Raw genomic sequence first — 16021 nt, 5'->3', positions numbered from 1 at the left:
CCCGGCCTCGCCTATCGTGTGGGGCATGAGTGAGACCCCTCCTGAGAACACCGACTTCGACGCGATGACCCGGGACATCGCCGAGGTCCCCGCCGTCGAGGTGATCGTGACGGTCGCCGTCAACCTGATGAGCGCCGCCGCCGTGAAGCTCGGGCTGAGCGAGGAGGGCGACAAGTACAAGGACCTGGACGAGGCGCGCAAGCTGGTGACCGCGCTCGCCGGTCTGCTGGACGCGAGCGCGACCGAGATCAGCTCCTTCCACGCGGCCCCGCTGCGCGACGGCCTGAAGTCGCTGCAGCTGGCGTTCCGCGAGGCGTCGATCGTCCCGGACGAGCCGGGCCAGGGCCCGGGCGAGAAGTACACGGGCCCCATCTACGGCTAGCCACGAGGGGCTTTTCTACTCCCGTACGAACAAGGGCTCGCCCGGAGGCGTGGTCCCGGCCGGCAGCAGTGCCAGGTCGAGACCGCGCACCAGGCGGGCCCGCAGTGTCTCGTCGGCGGCCAGCCGCTCGGCGACCGCGCGGGCGGCCTCGGCGGGCGGGACGGCCGGGTCGAGGACGAGGGCGAGGGTGCCGTCGGCCTGTCCGGGCCCGAGGTGCGCGCGCAGGACGGCGGGCTCGGCGGCCACGGCGGCACGGACGGCCTCGACGACGGCCGGGTCGGCGAGCGGGTCGCCGCTGGTACGTCCCTCGGCGAGGGCGAGCAGCGCGGGGCCGGTCAGCTCGAAGGGAACCGGGCCGGCCAGGTCCAGGACGACCGTGTCCGCCCTCTCGTGCGCGGCGGCCTGCAGCGCCTGGTGCAGGGGTACGGCGACGGGGCGGGCCGCCGGGTCCCAGCGGGCCAGGGAGTCGGTGGAGGTGAAGGCGGGCAGCGCGGTGCGGCCGCCGGCCTTCAGGGTCGGTACGGCCATGTCGCTGGTCTTCTCGCGGCGCAGCCCGTTCTCGTCCTCCTCGACCTCGCCGAGCAGGGCGACGACCGGGACGAGCAGGCGGGCCCCCTTCAGCGCCTCCAGGACAGGCGCCAGAGCGCCACGGTCCTCGGCCCAGGCGGCGAGCGCGGCGCTCAGCCGGGGGTCGGCGGAGCCGTCGTCGTCGGAGAAGCCGGGGTCGGGAATGTTCTTGTTCGCCACGGTCACCGACCCTATAGGGGGGAAGCTGCTGGGCTTGTGCGGGGCCGGAAACCGGGCCGTCACCGGGCTCACAGGAATCTCAGCATTCCCTGACGCAGATCTAACGTCCGTCTAACGGGCCGCACAGTCCCCGCCCCGAGCATCGCGGGCATGGAGTCCTCCAGAGCCAGCCGTCGCCGCCGTACCCGTCGCTCCCGCCGTCGCCCGCTTCTCTTCACCGCGCTCGCCGTGATCGCCGTCAGCGGGGTCACCGCGGGCGGGACGGTCTATGTGAAGGCGCGGGCGCACTCCGGTGCGGGGGCCGTGGCGTCGGCGTCGGCTTCGGCACCGGCGTCGGTCTCCCCCTCGACCACGGAGGCGTCGGTGGAGCCGGCGGCGGTGGACCGTAAGGCGCTGCTGTCCCAGGCGATGGCCTCGGTGAGCGTGCCGTCCGGCGCCAAGGTGTCGGCTGCGGTGCTCGAAGTGGACTCCGGCGAGAGCGCGGCGTACGGCGGGGCCGCCTTCGACACCGCGAGCATCGTCAAGGTCGACATCCTGGCCACACTGCTGCTGCAGGCGCAGGACGCCGGGCGGCAGTTGACGGTGGCGGAGAAGGCGTACGCCACGAAGATGATCGAGAACAGTGACAACGCCTCTGCGACGGCCCTGTGGCACACGATCGGGCGGGCGGAGGGGTTGGACGCGGCGAACGAGCGGTTCGGGCTGGCGCAGACCTCTGGTGGTTCGGGTGAGCTGTGGGGGCTCACGCAGACCACGGCGGCGGATCAACTCGCGTTGCTTCAGCAGGTGTTCGGGGAGGAGTCGCTGCTGAGCGCGGCTTCTCGGACGTACGTCCAGGGGCTGATGAAGGGGGTGGAGGCCGATCAGCAGTGGGGGGTTTCGGCGGCGGCTGTGGGGTCTTCGTGGGCTCTGAAGAACGGGTGGCTGGCGCGTAGTACGACCGGGCTGTGGGACGTGAACAGCATCGGGCGGGTGACGGTGGACGGGACCGACTACCTGGTGGCTGTGTTGTCCAAGGGGACCGTCAGTGAGGCGAAGGGGATTTCGCTGGTGGAAGATGCCGCGAAGGCGGCGGTGTCTTCGTTCGCCGCGCCCCTTTAGGTAGTTGTCCTTCGGTTTCTCCAAAGGACCAGCCCCGCCACCAGGAGCACTCCCCCCATGCTCCCTGCCAGGGGGCCCGCCCAGTCGGAGGTGGAACTGGTGGACTTGGGGGCGTCCGGGCCGGGGCCGAAGTACTTCTCGTCGTACGACGCCGGGCGCAGGCCCCGTGGCTTCAGCTTGGCCGCTGCCTTGAGGGCCGCTGCCGGGTCGATCATGCCGAAGCCCCGGGAGTCGTCGCGGCCGCCCACCGGGGCGTCCCTGGCCGTGTCCTCCAGCAGCTTCTTGATCTGGGCCGGGGTCAGGGTGGGGTGGGCCGCCTTGATCAGGGCCGCGGCGCCCGAGACGAAGGCGGAGGCGGCCGAGGTGCCCCAGCCTTCGTAGTACTTGTGGTCGGGGTCGGCGATCACGACGTTCACGCCGGGTGCGCTGACCGCGGCGTACCAGCGGCGGGTGGAGAAGGAGGCGCGGGTGCCGTACTTGTCCACGGCGGTGGCGGCGATGACGCCCGGGTAGGCGGCCGGGTAGGAGACATGGTCGCCCTTGTCGCCGCCGTTGCCCGCGGAGGCCACGACGACCACGCCCTTCTTCAGGGCGTACTGCACGGCCTCGTCCTCGCTCGGCTCCGGGTGGGCGGAGCTGGAGTCGTCGCCGAGGGAGAGGTTGATGACGTCGGCGCCGTGGTCGGCGGCCCAGCGGATGCCGTCGGCGAGGGCGTTGCCGCGGGTGGTGCGGGCCTTGGCGCGGGCGGAGTCGCCGTCCTCCAGGATGACCCGCACGGGCAGGATCTTCGCCTCGGGCGCCACGCCCATGACGCCCTCGGTGTCGCCGGGGCCGTGGCCGTGCCCGGCGATGATGCCGGCCATGGCGGTGCCGTGCCGGGCCCAGGTGCGGTCGCCGGGCTTGGCGCCGAAGCCGATCATGTCCTTGGTGGGCAGGACGTTGCCGGCCAGGTCCGGGTGGTCGGCCTCGACTCCGGTGTCCAGGACGGCGACGGTGACGCCCTGACCCTTGGTGGTGCGCCAGGCCTCGTCGAGGTGGAGGGCGGACAGGCCCCACTGCTGGCCGCGGATGCTGTCGGCGTGGGCGGTGGCGGACGGCAGCAGGACGAGGGAGCCGGCGAGCAGGAGGCTCACCGCCGAGCCGGTCATTCGCTTCACGAGGGCTTCTCCGTGGCCGAGCTGACGGTCTGGCGCAGTCGCCGTTCGACGCGGTCGGCGAGGCCCTGGGCCTCGTTGCCGAGGCCGGCCTGGGCGGGTGCCGAGGTGGCGCCGGAGCGGAGGGCGTCCGCGGCGGGCAGGGGCGCGTCGACGGTGCGGCCGTCGGCCCAGCCGGAGACCGAGTAGGCGACGACGGGGGCGTCGGTGAGGACGGAGAGGGTCCAGGTGGCGCGCTGCTCGGCGCCGAAGCCGGCCGCGGCGGTGCCCTTGGCGGCGTACGGCCGGGGCATCAGGTCGCTGCGGCGGTCCAGGTGCTCGTCGCGGAAGCGTGCGGCGAGCGCGGACATGGCGGCGGAGTCGGCCTTGGTGAACAGCAGGCCGACGGTGGTGACGTAGGTCTGGGTGGCGTCGGTGTAGGTGGCGCGCAGGAGCCGCTGGCAGCCGACGGGGGCGAGAACCTTGTGCAGCAGCGGGTCGAAGGCGTCGGCGCAGGTGCTGTCCGGGGCGACGGCGATCCGCGTCCAGGTCCGGTCGGCACCGCCGGGTCCGGCTCCGGTGCCCTGGAGGGTGGGCGGGAAGAGCTGGTCGACGGGCACGCTGTGCCACAGGGTCGCGGCCGCGGTGAACCCGCTCCCGGCCGTGCCGTCCCCGCCGTCCCCGGTGAGCCAACTCCCGGTCACGGCACCGCCGATGAGGCCAAGCCCGAGGACCAGGCAGGCGGCGGCAGCGGCGGTCCGGGGACCTACCCGCACTCCCAGCGGCCGCGCCCGCGTCCGCTCGTCGTACCCCTCGGGCTCCCCGAACGACACGACGGGCCGAGCGGCCGCCCCCGCGCTCCAGGAGAACGCGGGATCCGGCGAAGCCGGCGGAGGGCTCACGGGGTGCGCGGGGTCGCTCGGACTCCAGGCGCCCCGGAGGTCGCGCGCGGGGGGCCTGGGGGATGGCAGCGGGGAGGCCGGGCGGGTGGCGGCAGGGTCCTGCGCGGAGGCCGGGCGGCCGGGGGCAGGCGTGGACGCGGAACCAGGACGGCCGGGAACGGACTCCCCTGGACGGCCAGCGAACGGCATAGCTGCAGAACCCGCACGGCCCGGAACGGACTCCCCCGGACGCCCGGCAGCCGGCATGGCTGCCGGGCCAGGGCGCTGCGGCTCGGCCGCCGACCGAATCGGCCGCAGCGGGGCCGTCGTCTCCGAGAGGGACTCCGCGGGCGCTGCGGGGCGGGGCGGTGTACCCGCGTACGGCGTCGGCGCGGAATCCGCAGGGCCGGGAACGGACTGCCCCGGACGGCTGGCGGCAGGCGTGGACGCGGAACCAGGACGGCCCGGAGCGGACTCCCCCGGACGGCCAGCGGCCGGCATGGCTGCAGAATCCGAACGGGCCGGAGCGGACTCCCCCGGACCGCCCGCGAACGGCGTGGCCGCAGAACCCCCACCGCCCGGAACGGACTCCCCCGGACGGCCCACGGACGGCATGGCCGCCGGGCCAGGGCGCTGCGGCTCGGTCGCCGGTCGGATCGGGCGGAGCCGGGTCGTCGTCTCGGCCGGGGACTCCGCAGGTGCTCCCGGGCGCGGCGGCACCTTCGTGGCGGCCCGCTCGGCGCGTGCCCTGCGGCCCGTGCTCGGTGCCGTGTCGGGGAGGCGGCCCGCGTTCGGCGGGGTGTCGGGGAAGCGGGCCGAGGCAGGGGGTGGCGGCGGGCTCACCGGATCGGGGGCCTGGGGTACGGAGGACGGCCGGAAGGGGGCAGGGGCCGGGCGGGCGGGCTGCTCCTGCCCCGGCGCCCGCGTGGCGCGGGGTGCGAACACGGAGGGTTCGTCGTCGAGGTCCTCGGAGCCCGGCGCGGCCGGGATGGCCGCCGATCCTGCGGAAACCCCCCGGTACCCGGCCGGCTCACGGGCGCCCGTAGCCGCCGACGGTCCGGGCGTCGCCGGTGACGGCGGTTCGGTGGTGGGGCCGGGAGGCGGATTCGTCGGGCGTGGCGGTACGGGGGCGCGGCGCGCTTCCGTGCTCATGCACCCCCCGTTTCCTCGTGCCCGGGCCGTTTCCTCGTACACGGGCCGTCGTGCTCCTCGGCCGTGCCCGGTGCGGAGACCTCGTCCGGGCACGCATACCCGTACGGCTGGATCGACATCCCGGTTCAGGTGAAGCGGCCGGGCGTGTTCCGCCGTACGTGCGCGTCACTCTACGGGTTGTCCGGGAGAGAAGGAGAACCAGTCCACGAGCCCGGGGCATCTGCCCGGAACGTCCCCCTACCCTGCGGTAATCCTGTCTGGCAGGCTTCCGTCATGACTGCGCGTGCCGCTGATCGGGCCCGTTACGACCGGGCCACTGCCCATCTCGACGCCCCTCTCGCGATCGTGGATCTGGACGCCTTCGACGCCAACGCGGACGATCTGGTCCGCCGCGCCGCCGGAAAGCCGGTCCGGGTCGCCAGCAAGTCGGTTCGCTGCCGGGCCCTGCTGGAACGCGTCCTGGCCAGGGACGGCTTCCAGGGGATCATGTCGTTCACCCTCGCCGAGTCGCTGTGGCTCGCGCGTTCCGGGTTCGACGACATCCTGTTGGCCTATCCGTCCGCCGACCGGTCCGGTTTCGCGGAGCTGGCCGCCGATCCCAAGCTCGCGGGCGCCGTCACCGTGATGATCGACGACGTCGCCCACCTCGACCTCATCGACGCGGCCCGCGACGGCGGGCGTGAAGTGGTGCGGGTCTGCCTGGAGTTGGACACCTCGCTGAAGCTGCTGGGCGGCCGGGTCCGGGTGGGGGCGCTGCGTTCGCCGCTGTACTCGCCCGCCCAACTCGCCGAGCTGGCCCGGGCCGTGGCCCGGCGACCCGGCTTCAAGCTGGTGGGGATCATGGCGTACGAGGGGCACATCGCCGGGGTCGGGGACTCCGTGGCCGGGCGGCCGCTGCGTTCGCGGGCCGTACGGCTGATGCAGGCCGCCGCGCGGCGGGAGCTGGCCGAGCGGCGCGGTGCCGTGGTGCGGGCGGTCCGGGCCGTGGCGCCCGACCTGGAGTTCGTCAACGGCGGTGGCACGGGCAGCGTGCAGCACACCGCCGCCGAGGACGCGGTCACGGAGATCGCGGCGGGTTCGGGGCTGTATGTGCCGCGGCTCTTCGACAACTACACGTCCTTCAGCGGCCGTCCCGCCGCCCTGTTCGCGCAGCCCGTCGTACGACGGCCGGGCGTGGGGGTCGTCACCGTGCTCGGCGGTGGCTACCCGGCCTCCGGCGCGGCCGGTCCCGACCGGCTGCCGGTGCCGTACCTGCCGGAGGGACTCAGGTACGACCCGCAGGAGGGCCCCGGCGAGGTGCAGACCCCGCTGCTCGGCTCGCCCGCCGACGATCTGCTCATCGGCGACAAGGTGTGGTTCCGGCACGCCAAGGCGGGCGAGCTGTGCGAGCGGTTCGATGTGCTGCAGCTGGTCGAGGGGGACGCGGTGACCGCGACCGTGCCCACCTACCGGGGTGAGGGGCAGACCTTCCTCTGAGCGCCGTTCAGAAGACGGTGTCGGCCCGGTCCGGCACCACCGTGCCGTCGGCGCGCCGGAGCGGTCCGAGCGTGCCGTCGGGGTGGGTGCGGGCGGTGGTCGCGCACGGGTACGGCTCCGGCCTGCGCGGCAGCGGGGCGATGAACATGGGGTTCACCAGCCAGTGGCCGTCGGCGTCGTCGTAGGCCCGGCACATCAGCTCCGGCTTGTTGCGGTTGATCACGAGGTGGGCGCCGGTGGCGTCCCCGACGAAGGTGACGTCGGTGTCGGCGTCACCGGCCGCGAGCGCGGGCCGCCGTTTCCAGGGCTGCCGCTGCCAGGCGGCGGCGCCCTGGACGCCGTAGATCTCCTGGTTGATCCAGCAGCGCTTGCCGTCGATGTACGGGATCACCGCACCCCGGGTGGCCGGGACGCCGCCGCAGCCCTCGTTCCGCACGGTGATCCGGCCCCGGCGGTCCAGGACCGAGCGGATGGCGATGGTGTGGGCCGCGTCGACGCCGACCGCCCGGGACCAGACCTCGGTGACGGGTTCCGCGCCGGCCGAGACGACGTACACCTCGAATCCGGCTCGCTCCAGGGTGCGGATCAGGTCGCGCTGCTGGTCGTAGTAGCGGACGTAGGCGGGGACCGTGCGGGTGCCCAGGGTGCGGGTCGCGCCGACGGGGGCGGCCAGGGCCTCGCGGCGGGCGGAGCCGGCGTAGGAGGCCAGTTCGGCGGGGGTGCGGCCGGCGAAGAGCTGGGGGATCCAGGCGTACTGCGGGACCGTGCGGCGGTGGTTCCAGCGGCCGGCGAAGGCGGGGGCGCCGCTCGTCGTGGTGCCGGTCTCGCGGATCCGCACGATCTCGTCGGTGCAGCGGGGGCGGGTCGAGGTGCGCAGGGGTGCGCCCGCTCCGGTGCCGCAGGCGGCCGTGAGGGCGTGGTCGGCGGCATCGGTCAGCCAGGCGCTGGTGTCCTTCCAGCGGGCGGGGCGCAGCAGCCGGTCGTGGCGCAGGGCCCAGGAGAGGGTGGCGTCGGTGACGTCGTTCTTGGTGACCGTGTTGTCCCAGTCGAACGTGGCCACCGCGCCCCGGTGACCGGAGCAGGTGCCGTAGCCGTCGATGACCTGCTGGAGGTGGGCACGGTTGGCGCCGTACCAGGTACCGGTCAGCCGGGGGCAGTCGGGAGCGGCCGCCGTCGTTGCGGTGGGCGCGGCCGCCAGGGCGGCGGCCGCTGCCAGGGTCCACACGAGATGCTGTCGCATACGCGCGGACCGTACACCTTTGTCCCTACAGGGGCGTGACGTACGCGCCCGAGATTCCGCCGTCCACCAGGAAGTCGGTGGCGTTGACGAAGGAGGAGTCGTCGCTGGCCAGGAAGGCGACGGCGGCGGCGATCTCCTCGGCCTCGGCGAACCGGCCGACGGGGATGTGGACGAGCCGGCGGGCGGCCCGCTCCGGGTCCTTGGCGAACAGCTCCTGGAGGAGCGGGGTGTTCACCGGGCCGGGGCACAGGGCGTTCACCCGGATGCCCTCGCGGGCGAACTGCACGCCCAGTTCACGGGACATGGCCAGCACACCGCCCTTGGAGGCCGTGTACGAGATCTGCGAGGTGGCCGCGCCCATCCGGGCCACGAAGGACGCCGTGTTGATGATGGAGCCCTTGCCCTGGCGGCGCATGTACGGGATGGCGGCCTTGCAGCACAGGTAGACGGAGGTGAGGTTGACCTCCTGGACCCGCTTCCAGGCCTCCAGGCCGGTCTCCAGGATGGAGTCGTCGTCGGGCGGGGAGATGCCGGCGTTGTTGAAGGCGACGTCGACGCTGCCGTAGGTGTCGTACGCCGTCTTGAACAGCGCCTCGACCTGCTCGGGGTCGGTGACGTCGACCTTGACGAAGATCCCGCCGACCTCGTCGGCGGCGGCCTTGCCGCGGGCCTCGTCGACGTCGCCGCAGACCACGTGCGCGCCCTCGGAAGCGAGGCGGCGGGCGGCGGCGAGGCCGATGCCGCTGCCGGCTCCGGTGACGACGGCGGTACGGCCGACCAGGCGGCGGCAAACAGTTTCTGCGGTCACTGTGCGGGGCCCTCCGTGCTGATGAAGACGTTCTTGGTTTCGGTGAAGGCGGTCAGGGCGTCCGGGCCGAGTTCACGGCCGAGTCCGGACTGCTTGAAGCCGCCGAACGGGGTCGAGTAGCGGACGCTGGAGTGGGAGTTGACGGACAGGTTGCCCGCGCGCACGGCCTGGGAGACGCGCAGGGCGCGGCCGACGTCCCGGGTCCAGATGGAACCGGAGAGGCCGTAGGGGGTGTCGTTGGCCAGGCGGATCGCGTCCTCCTCGTCGGTGAAGGGGAGGAGGACGGCGACGGGGCCGAAGATCTCCTCGCGGGCGGCCTGGCTGTCGTGCCGCTCCCCCGTCAGGACGGTCGGCGGGAACCAGAAGCCGGGTCCGTCGGGTGCGCTGCCGCGCAGGGCCGAGGCGTCCTCGGGGACGTACGAACGGACGCGGTCGAGCTGCTGACGGGAGATCAGCGGGCCCATCTGGGTCTTCTCGTCGGCCGGGTCGCCCACCACGACGCCGGCCAGCGCGTCGGCGAGGAAGTCGCGGGCCTCGTCGTACACCGACTCCTGGACGAGGATGCGGGTGCGGGCGCAGCAGTCCTGGCCGGAGTTGTCCAGGAAGGAGAAGGGGTCGAGGGCGGCCTTGAGGTCGGCGTCGGCGAAGACGACGTTGGGGCTCTTGCCGCCCAGTTCGAGGGTCAGGCGCTTCGTCTGGTCGGCGCAGAGCGCCATGATCCGCCTGCCGACCCGGGTGGAGCCGGTGAAGACGATCTTGCCGACGCGCGGGTTCAGGACGAGGGACTCACCCGCGATGTCGCCACGGCCCGGCAGGACCTGGAAAAGGTGCTCGGGCAGGCCCGCCTCCAGCGCGAGTTCGGCCAGGCGCAGGGCGGTCAACGGCGTGGTCTCGGCGGGCTTGAGCAGCACCGCGTTGCCCGCCGCGAGCGCCGGGGCCACGCCCCATGCGGCGATCGGCATCGGGAAGTTCCAGGGCGCGATGACCCCCACCACACCGATCGGTTCGAGAAACGTGACGTCCAGCCCGCCGGCGACCGGGATCTGCCGACCGGTCAGCCGCTCCACTCCCCCTGCCGCGTAGTCCAGCAGATCGCGGACGTTGCCGGCCTCCCAGCGGGCGTTGCCGATGGTGTGGCCGGCCTCGCGCACCTCCAGCCGGGCGAGTTCCTCGATGTGGTCGTCGACGACGGCGGCGAAGCGGCGCAGCAGCCGGGCCCGGTCGCCGGGCGCGAGTGCGGCCCAGGCCTGCTGGGCCCGTTCGGCTCGGTACGCGGCCGCGTCGACGTCCTGCTCGACGGCGCCGGGTACGGTCGCGATCACCTCTTCCGTCGCGGGGTTGAGGACGTCGAGTTCATACAGTTGCGACACGTCATGCCTCACAAGCGTTCGAAGGAGCGGCGCAGCTCCCAGTCGGTCACCGCCGCGTCGAAGGCCTCCAGTTCGACGCGTGCCATGTTGCGGTAGTGCGCGACGACCTCGTCGCCGAAGGCGGCCTTGGCGATCGGGCTGTTCTCCCAGAGTTCGGCGGCCTCGCGCAGGGTGGTCGGGACGTGCTCGAAGTCGGCGGTGTAGGCGTTGCCGGGGCAGGGCTCGGGGAGTTCCAGCTTCTGCTCGATGCCGTACAGGCCGGCCGCGACCAGTCCGGCGACGGCGAGGTACGGGTTGACGTCGCCGCCGGGGAGGCGGTTCTCGAAGCGCAGGGAGCGGCCGTGGCCGACCACGCGCAGGGCGCAGGTGCGGTTGTCGTGGCCCCAGGCGACGGCGGTGGGCGCGAAGGAGCCGGGCTGGAAGCGCTTGTAGGAGTTGATGTTGGGGGCGTAGAGCAGGGAGAAGTCGCGCAGGGCCGCGAGCTGTCCGGCGAGGAAGTGCCGCATCACGTCGGACATCCCCTCGGACCCGGCCATCGCGTTGTCGCCGTCGGCGTCCGCGAGCGAGAGGTGGATGTGGCAGGAGTTGCCCTCGCGCTCGTTGTACTTGGCCATGAAGGTGATCGAGACGCCCTCCTGGGCGGCGATCTCCTTGGCGCCGGTCTTGTAGAGGGCGTGCTGGTCGCAGGTGCGCAGGGCCTCGTCGTAGCGGAAGGCGATCTCGTGCTGGCCGGGGTTGCACTCGCCCTTGGCGGACTCGACGGTGAGGCCGGCGCCGGCCATGTCGTTGCGCAGCCGGCGCAGCAGGGGCTCGATGCGGCCGGTGCCGAGGATGGAGTAGTCGATGTTGTACTGGTTGGCCGGGGTCAGGCCGCGGTAGTTCGCGTCCCAGGCCTGCTCGTAGCTGTCCTTGAAGACGATGAACTCCAGCTCGGTGCCGACCTGGGCGGTGTAGCCGAGTTCGGCGAGCCGGTCGAGCTGTCGGCGCAGGATCTGGCGCGGGGCGGCGACGACCGGGGCGCCGTCGTTCCAGGCGAGGTCGGCGACGAGCAGGGCGGTGCCGGGGTGCCAGGGGATGCGGCGCAGGGTGGACAGGTCGGGGTGCATGGCGAAGTCGCCGTAACCGCGGTCCCAGGAGGACATCGCGTAGCCGTCGACGGTGTTCATCTCGGTGTCGACGGCGAGGAGGTAGTTGCAGCCCTCGGTGCCGTGCTGCAGGACCTCGTCGAGGAAGAAGCGGGCGGCGAACCGCTTGCCCTGGAGACGCCCTTGCATGTCGGGGAAGGCCAGGACGACAGTGTCGATCTCACCACCGGCGACGAGGGCATGCAGCTCCTCGACACTCAGCGGGGGTGTGCGGTCTGCCACGGGAGAACTCCTTCGGCTTCTTCACGCTTTTTCGGCCGGGCCGGGAGCCATAAGGTATTGCCGAGAACCATTGCTTGGGAAGGGGGTACGGCCGGATGTCGCAGGAGACGGACGCGTACGGCGTGAACGACCGGCTCACTCCGGTGTTGCGGGCGGTACGGGCCGGCAACGGCTTCGAGGAGGCGCTGGAGCAGATCCTCCAGGTCGTGCGGCTCGGTCTGGTGCCGGGCGGCGAGCGGCTGCCGGCCGAGCGGGAGCTGGCGGAGCGGCTCGGGATCAGCCGGGTCACGCTGCGCGAGGTGCTGAAGGTGCTCCAGGACCAGGGGCTGGTGGAGGCCCGGCGCGGGCGGTACGGCGGAACGTTCGTGCTGCCGCGCACGGACGCGGGCGGCGAGGACGAGCTGCGGCGGCGGATCGCCGAGGTCGACATCGAGGACGTGCTGCGCTTCCGCGAGGTGCTCGAGGTGGGCGCGGCCGGGCTGTGCGCGGCGCACGGGCTGACGGACGAGCAGGCCGACCGGTTGCGGGAGGCGCTGGACCGGACCCATGAGGCGCCGCTCGCGGAGTACCGCCGGCTGGACACACTGCTGCATCTGACCCTGGCCGAGCTGTGCGGTTCGCCGTCGCTGACCGCGCAGTACGCGGCGGTGCGGGCGACCGTCAACGACCTGCTGGACTGCATCCCGCTGCTGGTGCGCAACCTGGAGCACTCACAGCGGCAGCACATCGCGCTGGTGGAGGCGGTGCTGGACGGGGACGCGGACGGGGCGCGGGAGATGATGCGGGAGCACTGCGCGGGCACGGCGGCGCTGCTGCGGGGCTTCCTGGCGTGAGCCGACTCTGCAAAGGTATGGGCATGGACCTTTGGATTCCTGGGAGGGCGGCATGACCGTACGACCGCTGATCGGTGTGAGCACGTACCTGGAGGCCGGTGTGCGCTGGGGCGTGTGGGAGCTGGACGCGGCGCTGCTGCCGGCCGGTTATCCGCGGCTGGTGCAGCGGGCCGGGGGGCTCACCGCCATGCTGCCGCCGGACGCGCCCGAGCGGGCCGCGGATGCGGTGGAGCGGCTGGACGGGCTGGTCATCGCGGGCGGGCCGGACGTGGATCCGTCCCGGTACGGCGCCGAGCGCTCACCGCGTACGGGACCGCCCGCACCGGAGCGGGACGTGTGGGAACTCGCGCTGATCGAGGCCGCGTTGGCGGCCGGGGTGCCGGTGCTGGGGATCTGCCGGGGGATGCAGCTGCTGAACGTGGCTCTGGGCGGGACGCTGGTGCAGCACATGGACGGGCACGCGCAGGTGGTCGGCGTGTTCGGGAGCCATCCGGTGAAGCCGGTGCCGGGCACGCGGTACGCGGGGATCGTCCCGGAGGAGACCTCCGTGCCCACCTACCACCATCAGGCGGTGGAGCGGCTCGGTACGGGCCTGGTGCCCTCGGCTCACGCGGAGGACGGGACCGTGGAGGCGATCGAACTGCCGCCGAGCGAGGGATGGGTGCTCGGGGTGCAGTGGCATCCGGAGATGGGGAAGGACCTGCGCGTCATGCAGGCGCTCGTGCGGGCCGCGTCCTGACGTCACCCCCTCGTCAAGGAAAGCAACTCCCGCGCCGGCCCCGTAGGCCGATGCCCCGTGGGCCACACCGCACGCAGGTCCCGGCGCAACGACACCCCTTCCACCGGGATACCCACCAGCCGCCGCATCGCCAGCTCCTCCCCCACCGCCAGTTCGCTGAGGACGGAGGGGCCCGCGCCGCTCACCGCCGAGGCCTTCACCGCCGTGGTGGAGGACAGTTCGATCAGGGGCCGGGCCAGGCCGCCCAAGGCCGTGTCCAGGACCTGGCGGGTGCCGGAGCCCCGCTCGCGCAGGATCAGGGGCGTGGCCGCCAGCTCCTGAGCCGTCACGGGGCGCCGGCGGCGGGCCCAGGGGTGGCCGGGGGCCGTGACGACGATCAGGCGGTCGTGGGCGATCACCGCGGAGTCCAGGCCCGGCGGGACGGTGAGGCCCTCCACGAAGCCCAGGTCCGCCTCGTCGGCCAGCAGGAGTTCCGCGACCTTCGCCGAGTTGCCCGCGAGCAGCGACACCGCGGTGTCGGGGCGCTCGGCGTGCAGGGCGAGGAGCCAGCCCGGGAGCAGGTACTCCGCGATGGTCATGCTCGCCGCGACCCGCAGCCGGGAGTCCCGCCGGTCGCGCAGGGCCCGCGCACCCGCGTCGAAGGCCGCCGCCGCCTCCACCACCCGGCGGGCCCAGTCCGTCACCAGGGCACCCGCGTCGGTGAGCCGGGAGCCGCGCGGGGAGCGGTCGACCAGGGCGACGCCCAGTTGCCGTTCCATGGACCGGATGCGGCTGCTGGCGGCCGGCTGGGTGATGCCGACCTCCCGCGCCGCCGCCCCGAGACTGCCCAGCCGCGCCACGGCCAGCAGCAGCTCCAGCGCGCCGAGGTCCGGCACCCGGTGCGCCAGCGAGCCGCCGGGGCGGCCGTCGTCCGTCGCGTACTCCTCGCTCATAAGACCAGCTTATGCCCTCATAGACAGGAACTCCCTGGTCAGCGACGATCGGCGGCGCGAGGGTGAGGACATGGTCACCGCAGCCCATCCCCTGTCCGCCACACGCGCGATCCGCGTCCGGCACCTCGGTCCCAACTGGTACGCCTCCGTGATGGGGACCTCCATCGTCGGCACGGCCGGTGCCGCGCTCCCCCTGCACCTCCCCGGGCTCCGCGAGGTCTGCACGGCCGTCTGGGCGCTGGCCCTGCTCCTGCTGCTGACCCTGCTGACCGCCCGCGCCCGGCACTGGACCCACCACCGCGACCAGGCCCGCGCCGACCTCCTCGACCCGGCCATGGCCCCCTTCTACGGCTGCCTGTCCATGGCCCTGCTGGCGGTCGGCGGCGGCGCCCTGACCCTCGGCCGGGACTGGATCGGCACCGGTCCCGCCGTCGCGCTCGACACGGTCCTGTTCACCGCCGGTACGGCGGTCGGGCTCGCGGCCGCCGTGGCCGTGCCGTACCTGATGGGCGTACGCCACCGCGTCCAGGCCGCCCAGGCCACCCCGGTCTGGCTGCTGCCGCTCGTCGCGCCGATGGTCTCCGCCGCGCTCGGTCCGCTGCTGGTGCCGCATCTGCCGCCGGGGCAGCCCCGGGAGACCCTGCTGCTGGCGTGCTTCGCGCTGTTCGGGCTGAGCCTGCTGGCGACGCTGCTGATGCTGCCGCTGGTCTTCGCCCGGCTGATCACCTCGGGTCCGCTGCCGCTCGCCCTCACCCCGACCCTGTTCCTGGTCCTCGGCCCGCTCGGGCAGTCCACCACCGCCGTCGGCCTGATCGCGGACTCGGCTCCCCGGGTCGTACCGGCCCCGTACGACCGCGGTTTCGCGGTGTTCGCGCTGCTCTACGGGGTGCCGGTCATGGGGTTCGCGCTGCTGTGGCTGGCGCTCGCGGCCGCGCACGTGGTGCGGGCCCGGCGGCACGGCATGGGCTTCACCATGACCTGGTGGGCGTTCACCTTCCCCCTGGGCACCTGTGTCACCGGCGCCGCCACCCTCGCCCGGCACACCGGGCTCGCCGGGTACGAGGTCCTGAGCGTCGGCCTGTACGGCCTCCTGGTCACCGCGTGGCTCGCGGCCGCGTCGGGGACGGTACGCGGGCTGCTCAGCGGTGAGCTGCTCGCAGGGCCTCGCCCAGTGCCCGTGGCGCCTCGGCCAGCGACGGTCCGTACCAGGTCAGGTGCCGTCCGCTGACCAGGGCGCAGCTCAGCCCGGGAAACGCCTCGGGGCCGTCCTCGGCGGTGAACCGGTAGGGCTCGTCCGGCAGGACCACGACGTCCGGGGCCGCCGCCCGCAGCTCGTCCAAAGGCACGCGCGGGTAGCGGTCGGGGTGCGCGGCGTACAGGTGGTGCACCCCCAGCCGGGTCAGCACGTCACCCGCGAAGGTGTCCCGGCCCAGGACCATCCAGGGCCGGCGCCAGATCGGCACGACCGCCGTCGTACGCCTCTCCGGCTCGGCAAGCCCGCTCCAGACGGCCTCCGCCTCCTCCAGCCACGGCGGCCGGCCCGGCGCACCGCACGCGGCCAGCACCCGCTCCAGCTCCCGAAAGGCCTGCGGCACGCTCCGCACCTCGGTGACCAGCACCTCCAGTCCCCCCGCGCGGAGTGCGTCCAGGTCGGGGGCGCGGTTCTCCTCCTCGTTGGCGATCACCAGGTCAGGAGCGAGGCCGAGGATCCGCTCCACATCGGGGTTCTTGGTCCCCCCGATCCGGCTGACGTCCAGATCCACCGGATGGCTGCACCAGTCCGTGGCGCCGACGAGGGCCCCGGGCAGCGTGACAGCCACCGCCTCGGTGAGGGAGGGAACCAGGGAGACGACTCGCACC

At 73.4% G+C, this 16021-nt stretch carries 16 protein-coding genes; 6 read left to right on the top strand and 10 right to left on the bottom strand.

Features of this window, described 5'->3' with window-relative positions:
• Positions 1-25: 25 nt before the first annotated feature.
• Entirely contained in the window at positions 26-382 is a 357-nt protein-coding gene (locus CRP49_RS26665; RefSeq protein WP_097255676.1) for a DUF1844 domain-containing protein, read from the top strand.
• 15 nt (positions 383-397) lie between these two features.
• On the opposite strand, the gene CRP49_RS26660 is transcribed toward CRP49_RS26665, so the two are convergent.
• Positions 398-1129, bottom strand: coding sequence for an SseB family protein (locus CRP49_RS26660; RefSeq protein ID WP_097255675.1), 732 nt, complete (start codon positions 1127-1129; stop codon positions 398-400).
• A gap of 150 nt (positions 1130-1279) precedes the next feature.
• Between CRP49_RS26660 and CRP49_RS26655 the strand changes: the two genes are divergently transcribed.
• Complete coding sequence (locus CRP49_RS26655) at positions 1280-2230, top strand: serine hydrolase (protein WP_097255674.1); 951 nt, start codon at positions 1280-1282, stop codon at positions 2228-2230.
• Here the strand turns inward: CRP49_RS26655 and mycP are convergent.
• The 3 genes from mycP to CRP49_RS48040 all read right to left on the bottom strand — a co-directional run bounded on the left by mycP (position 2227) and on the right by CRP49_RS48040 (position 5400).
• Positions 2227-3378 carry a type VII secretion-associated serine protease mycosin gene (mycP, locus tag CRP49_RS26650; protein ID WP_097255673.1) on the bottom strand — a complete coding sequence of 384 codons (1152 nt, stop codon included), beginning with the start codon at positions 3376-3378 and terminating at the stop codon, positions 2227-2229. The genes CRP49_RS26655 and mycP overlap by 4 nt on opposite strands.
• 5 nt (positions 3379-3383) lie before the next feature.
• The gene (locus tag CRP49_RS26645; RefSeq protein WP_257033493.1) at positions 3384-4265 is read right to left on the bottom strand and encodes a hypothetical protein; all 882 of its coding nucleotides are present in this window, start codon (positions 4263-4265) and stop codon (positions 3384-3386) included.
• Between the two features lie 1009 nt (positions 4266-5274).
• Positions 5275-5400, bottom strand: coding sequence for a hypothetical protein (locus CRP49_RS48040; RefSeq protein ID WP_257033492.1), 126 nt, complete (start codon positions 5398-5400; stop codon positions 5275-5277).
• A 269-nt stretch (positions 5401-5669) separates the two neighbouring features.
• On the opposite strand from CRP49_RS48040, the gene CRP49_RS26640 reads away from it, so the two are divergent.
• A complete protein-coding gene (locus tag CRP49_RS26640; RefSeq protein ID WP_094216863.1) occupies positions 5670-6872 on the top strand; it encodes an amino acid deaminase/aldolase in 1203 nt (400 codons plus the stop codon).
• 7 nt (positions 6873-6879) lie between these two features.
• Here CRP49_RS26640 and CRP49_RS26635 read toward each other — a convergent pair whose 3' ends face one another.
• From CRP49_RS26635 to CRP49_RS26620, 4 genes are read right to left on the bottom strand one after another with little or no spacing between them, the layout of a single operon-like run.
• Positions 6880-8112, bottom strand: a complete 1233-nt coding sequence (locus tag CRP49_RS26635) for a haloacid dehalogenase-like hydrolase (RefSeq protein ID WP_179851756.1) — start codon at positions 8110-8112, stop codon at positions 6880-6882.
• 25 nt (positions 8113-8137) lie between these two features.
• Positions 8138-8920, bottom strand: coding sequence for a 3-oxoacyl-ACP reductase (locus CRP49_RS26630; RefSeq protein WP_094216861.1), 783 nt, complete (start codon positions 8918-8920; stop codon positions 8138-8140).
• A complete protein-coding gene (locus CRP49_RS26625; protein WP_097255672.1) occupies positions 8917-10290 on the bottom strand; it encodes an aldehyde dehydrogenase in 1374 nt (457 codons plus the stop codon). The genes CRP49_RS26630 and CRP49_RS26625 overlap by 4 nt, the downstream gene beginning before the upstream one ends.
• Before the next feature lie 8 nt (positions 10291-10298).
• The gene (locus CRP49_RS26620; protein ID WP_097255671.1) at positions 10299-11657 is read right to left on the bottom strand and encodes a glutamine synthetase family protein; all 1359 of its coding nucleotides are present in this window, start codon (positions 11655-11657) and stop codon (positions 10299-10301) included.
• A gap of 95 nt (positions 11658-11752) precedes the next feature.
• On the opposite strand from CRP49_RS26620, the gene CRP49_RS26615 reads away from it, so the two are divergent.
• Positions 11753-12490 (top strand): FadR/GntR family transcriptional regulator, encoded by a 738-nt coding sequence (locus tag CRP49_RS26615; protein WP_097255670.1) that lies wholly within the window; start codon positions 11753-11755, stop codon positions 12488-12490.
• A gap of 52 nt (positions 12491-12542) precedes the next feature.
• Complete coding sequence (locus CRP49_RS26610) at positions 12543-13229, top strand: gamma-glutamyl-gamma-aminobutyrate hydrolase family protein (protein WP_097255669.1); 687 nt, start codon at positions 12543-12545, stop codon at positions 13227-13229.
• Between the two features lie 2 nt (positions 13230-13231).
• Here the strand turns inward: CRP49_RS26610 and CRP49_RS26605 are convergent, their stop codons facing one another.
• The gene (locus tag CRP49_RS26605) at positions 13232-14161 is read right to left on the bottom strand and encodes a LysR family transcriptional regulator (RefSeq protein WP_097255668.1); all 930 of its coding nucleotides are present in this window, start codon (positions 14159-14161) and stop codon (positions 13232-13234) included.
• A gap of 70 nt (positions 14162-14231) precedes the next feature.
• On the opposite strand from CRP49_RS26605, the gene CRP49_RS26600 reads away from it, so the two are divergent.
• A complete protein-coding gene (locus tag CRP49_RS26600) occupies positions 14232-15389 on the top strand; it encodes a TDT family transporter (protein ID WP_097255667.1) in 1158 nt (385 codons plus the stop codon).
• On the opposite strand, the gene CRP49_RS26595 is transcribed toward CRP49_RS26600, so the two are convergent.
• Positions 15301-16020 (bottom strand): helical backbone metal receptor, encoded by a 720-nt coding sequence (locus CRP49_RS26595; RefSeq protein WP_097255666.1) that lies wholly within the window; start codon positions 16018-16020, stop codon positions 15301-15303. The two genes, CRP49_RS26600 and CRP49_RS26595, sit on opposite strands and share 89 nt — an antisense overlap.
• Between the last annotated feature and the right edge of the window lies 1 nt (position 16021).

The sequence above is a fragment of the Streptomyces sp. Ag109_G2-15 genome, assembly GCF_900215565.1.
GTDB classification, from domain to species: Bacteria; Actinomycetota; Actinomycetes; order Streptomycetales; family Streptomycetaceae; genus Streptomyces; species Streptomyces diastatochromogenes.
Note: the sequence above shows the minus strand (reverse complement) of the source record. Positions and strands in the feature narration are given on the sequence as shown.

Bases quoted from the DNA above. Each gene is read 5' to 3' on its own strand.
- CRP49_RS26640 (WP_094216863.1), top strand. From the start codon at position 5,670: ATGACTGCGCGTGCCGCTGATCGGGCCCGTTACGACCGGGCCACTGCC.
- CRP49_RS26605 (WP_097255668.1), bottom strand. From the start codon at position 14,161: ATGAGCGAGGAGTACGCGACGGACGACGGCCGCCCCGGCGGCTCGCTG.
- CRP49_RS26600 (WP_097255667.1), top strand. From the start codon at position 14,232: ATGGTCACCGCAGCCCATCCCCTGTCCGCCACACGCGCGATCCGCGTC.
- CRP49_RS26665 (WP_097255676.1), top strand. From the start codon at position 26: ATGAGTGAGACCCCTCCTGAGAACACCGACTTCGACGCGATGACCCGG.
- CRP49_RS26655 (WP_097255674.1), top strand. From the start codon at position 1,280: ATGGAGTCCTCCAGAGCCAGCCGTCGCCGCCGTACCCGTCGCTCCCGC.
- CRP49_RS26610 (WP_097255669.1), top strand. From the start codon at position 12,543: ATGACCGTACGACCGCTGATCGGTGTGAGCACGTACCTGGAGGCCGGT.
- CRP49_RS26615 (WP_097255670.1), top strand. From the start codon at position 11,753: ATGTCGCAGGAGACGGACGCGTACGGCGTGAACGACCGGCTCACTCCG.
- CRP49_RS26635 (WP_179851756.1), bottom strand. From the start codon at position 8,112: ATGCGACAGCATCTCGTGTGGACCCTGGCAGCGGCCGCCGCCCTGGCG.
- mycP (WP_097255673.1), bottom strand. From the start codon at position 3,378: ATGACCGGCTCGGCGGTGAGCCTCCTGCTCGCCGGCTCCCTCGTCCTG.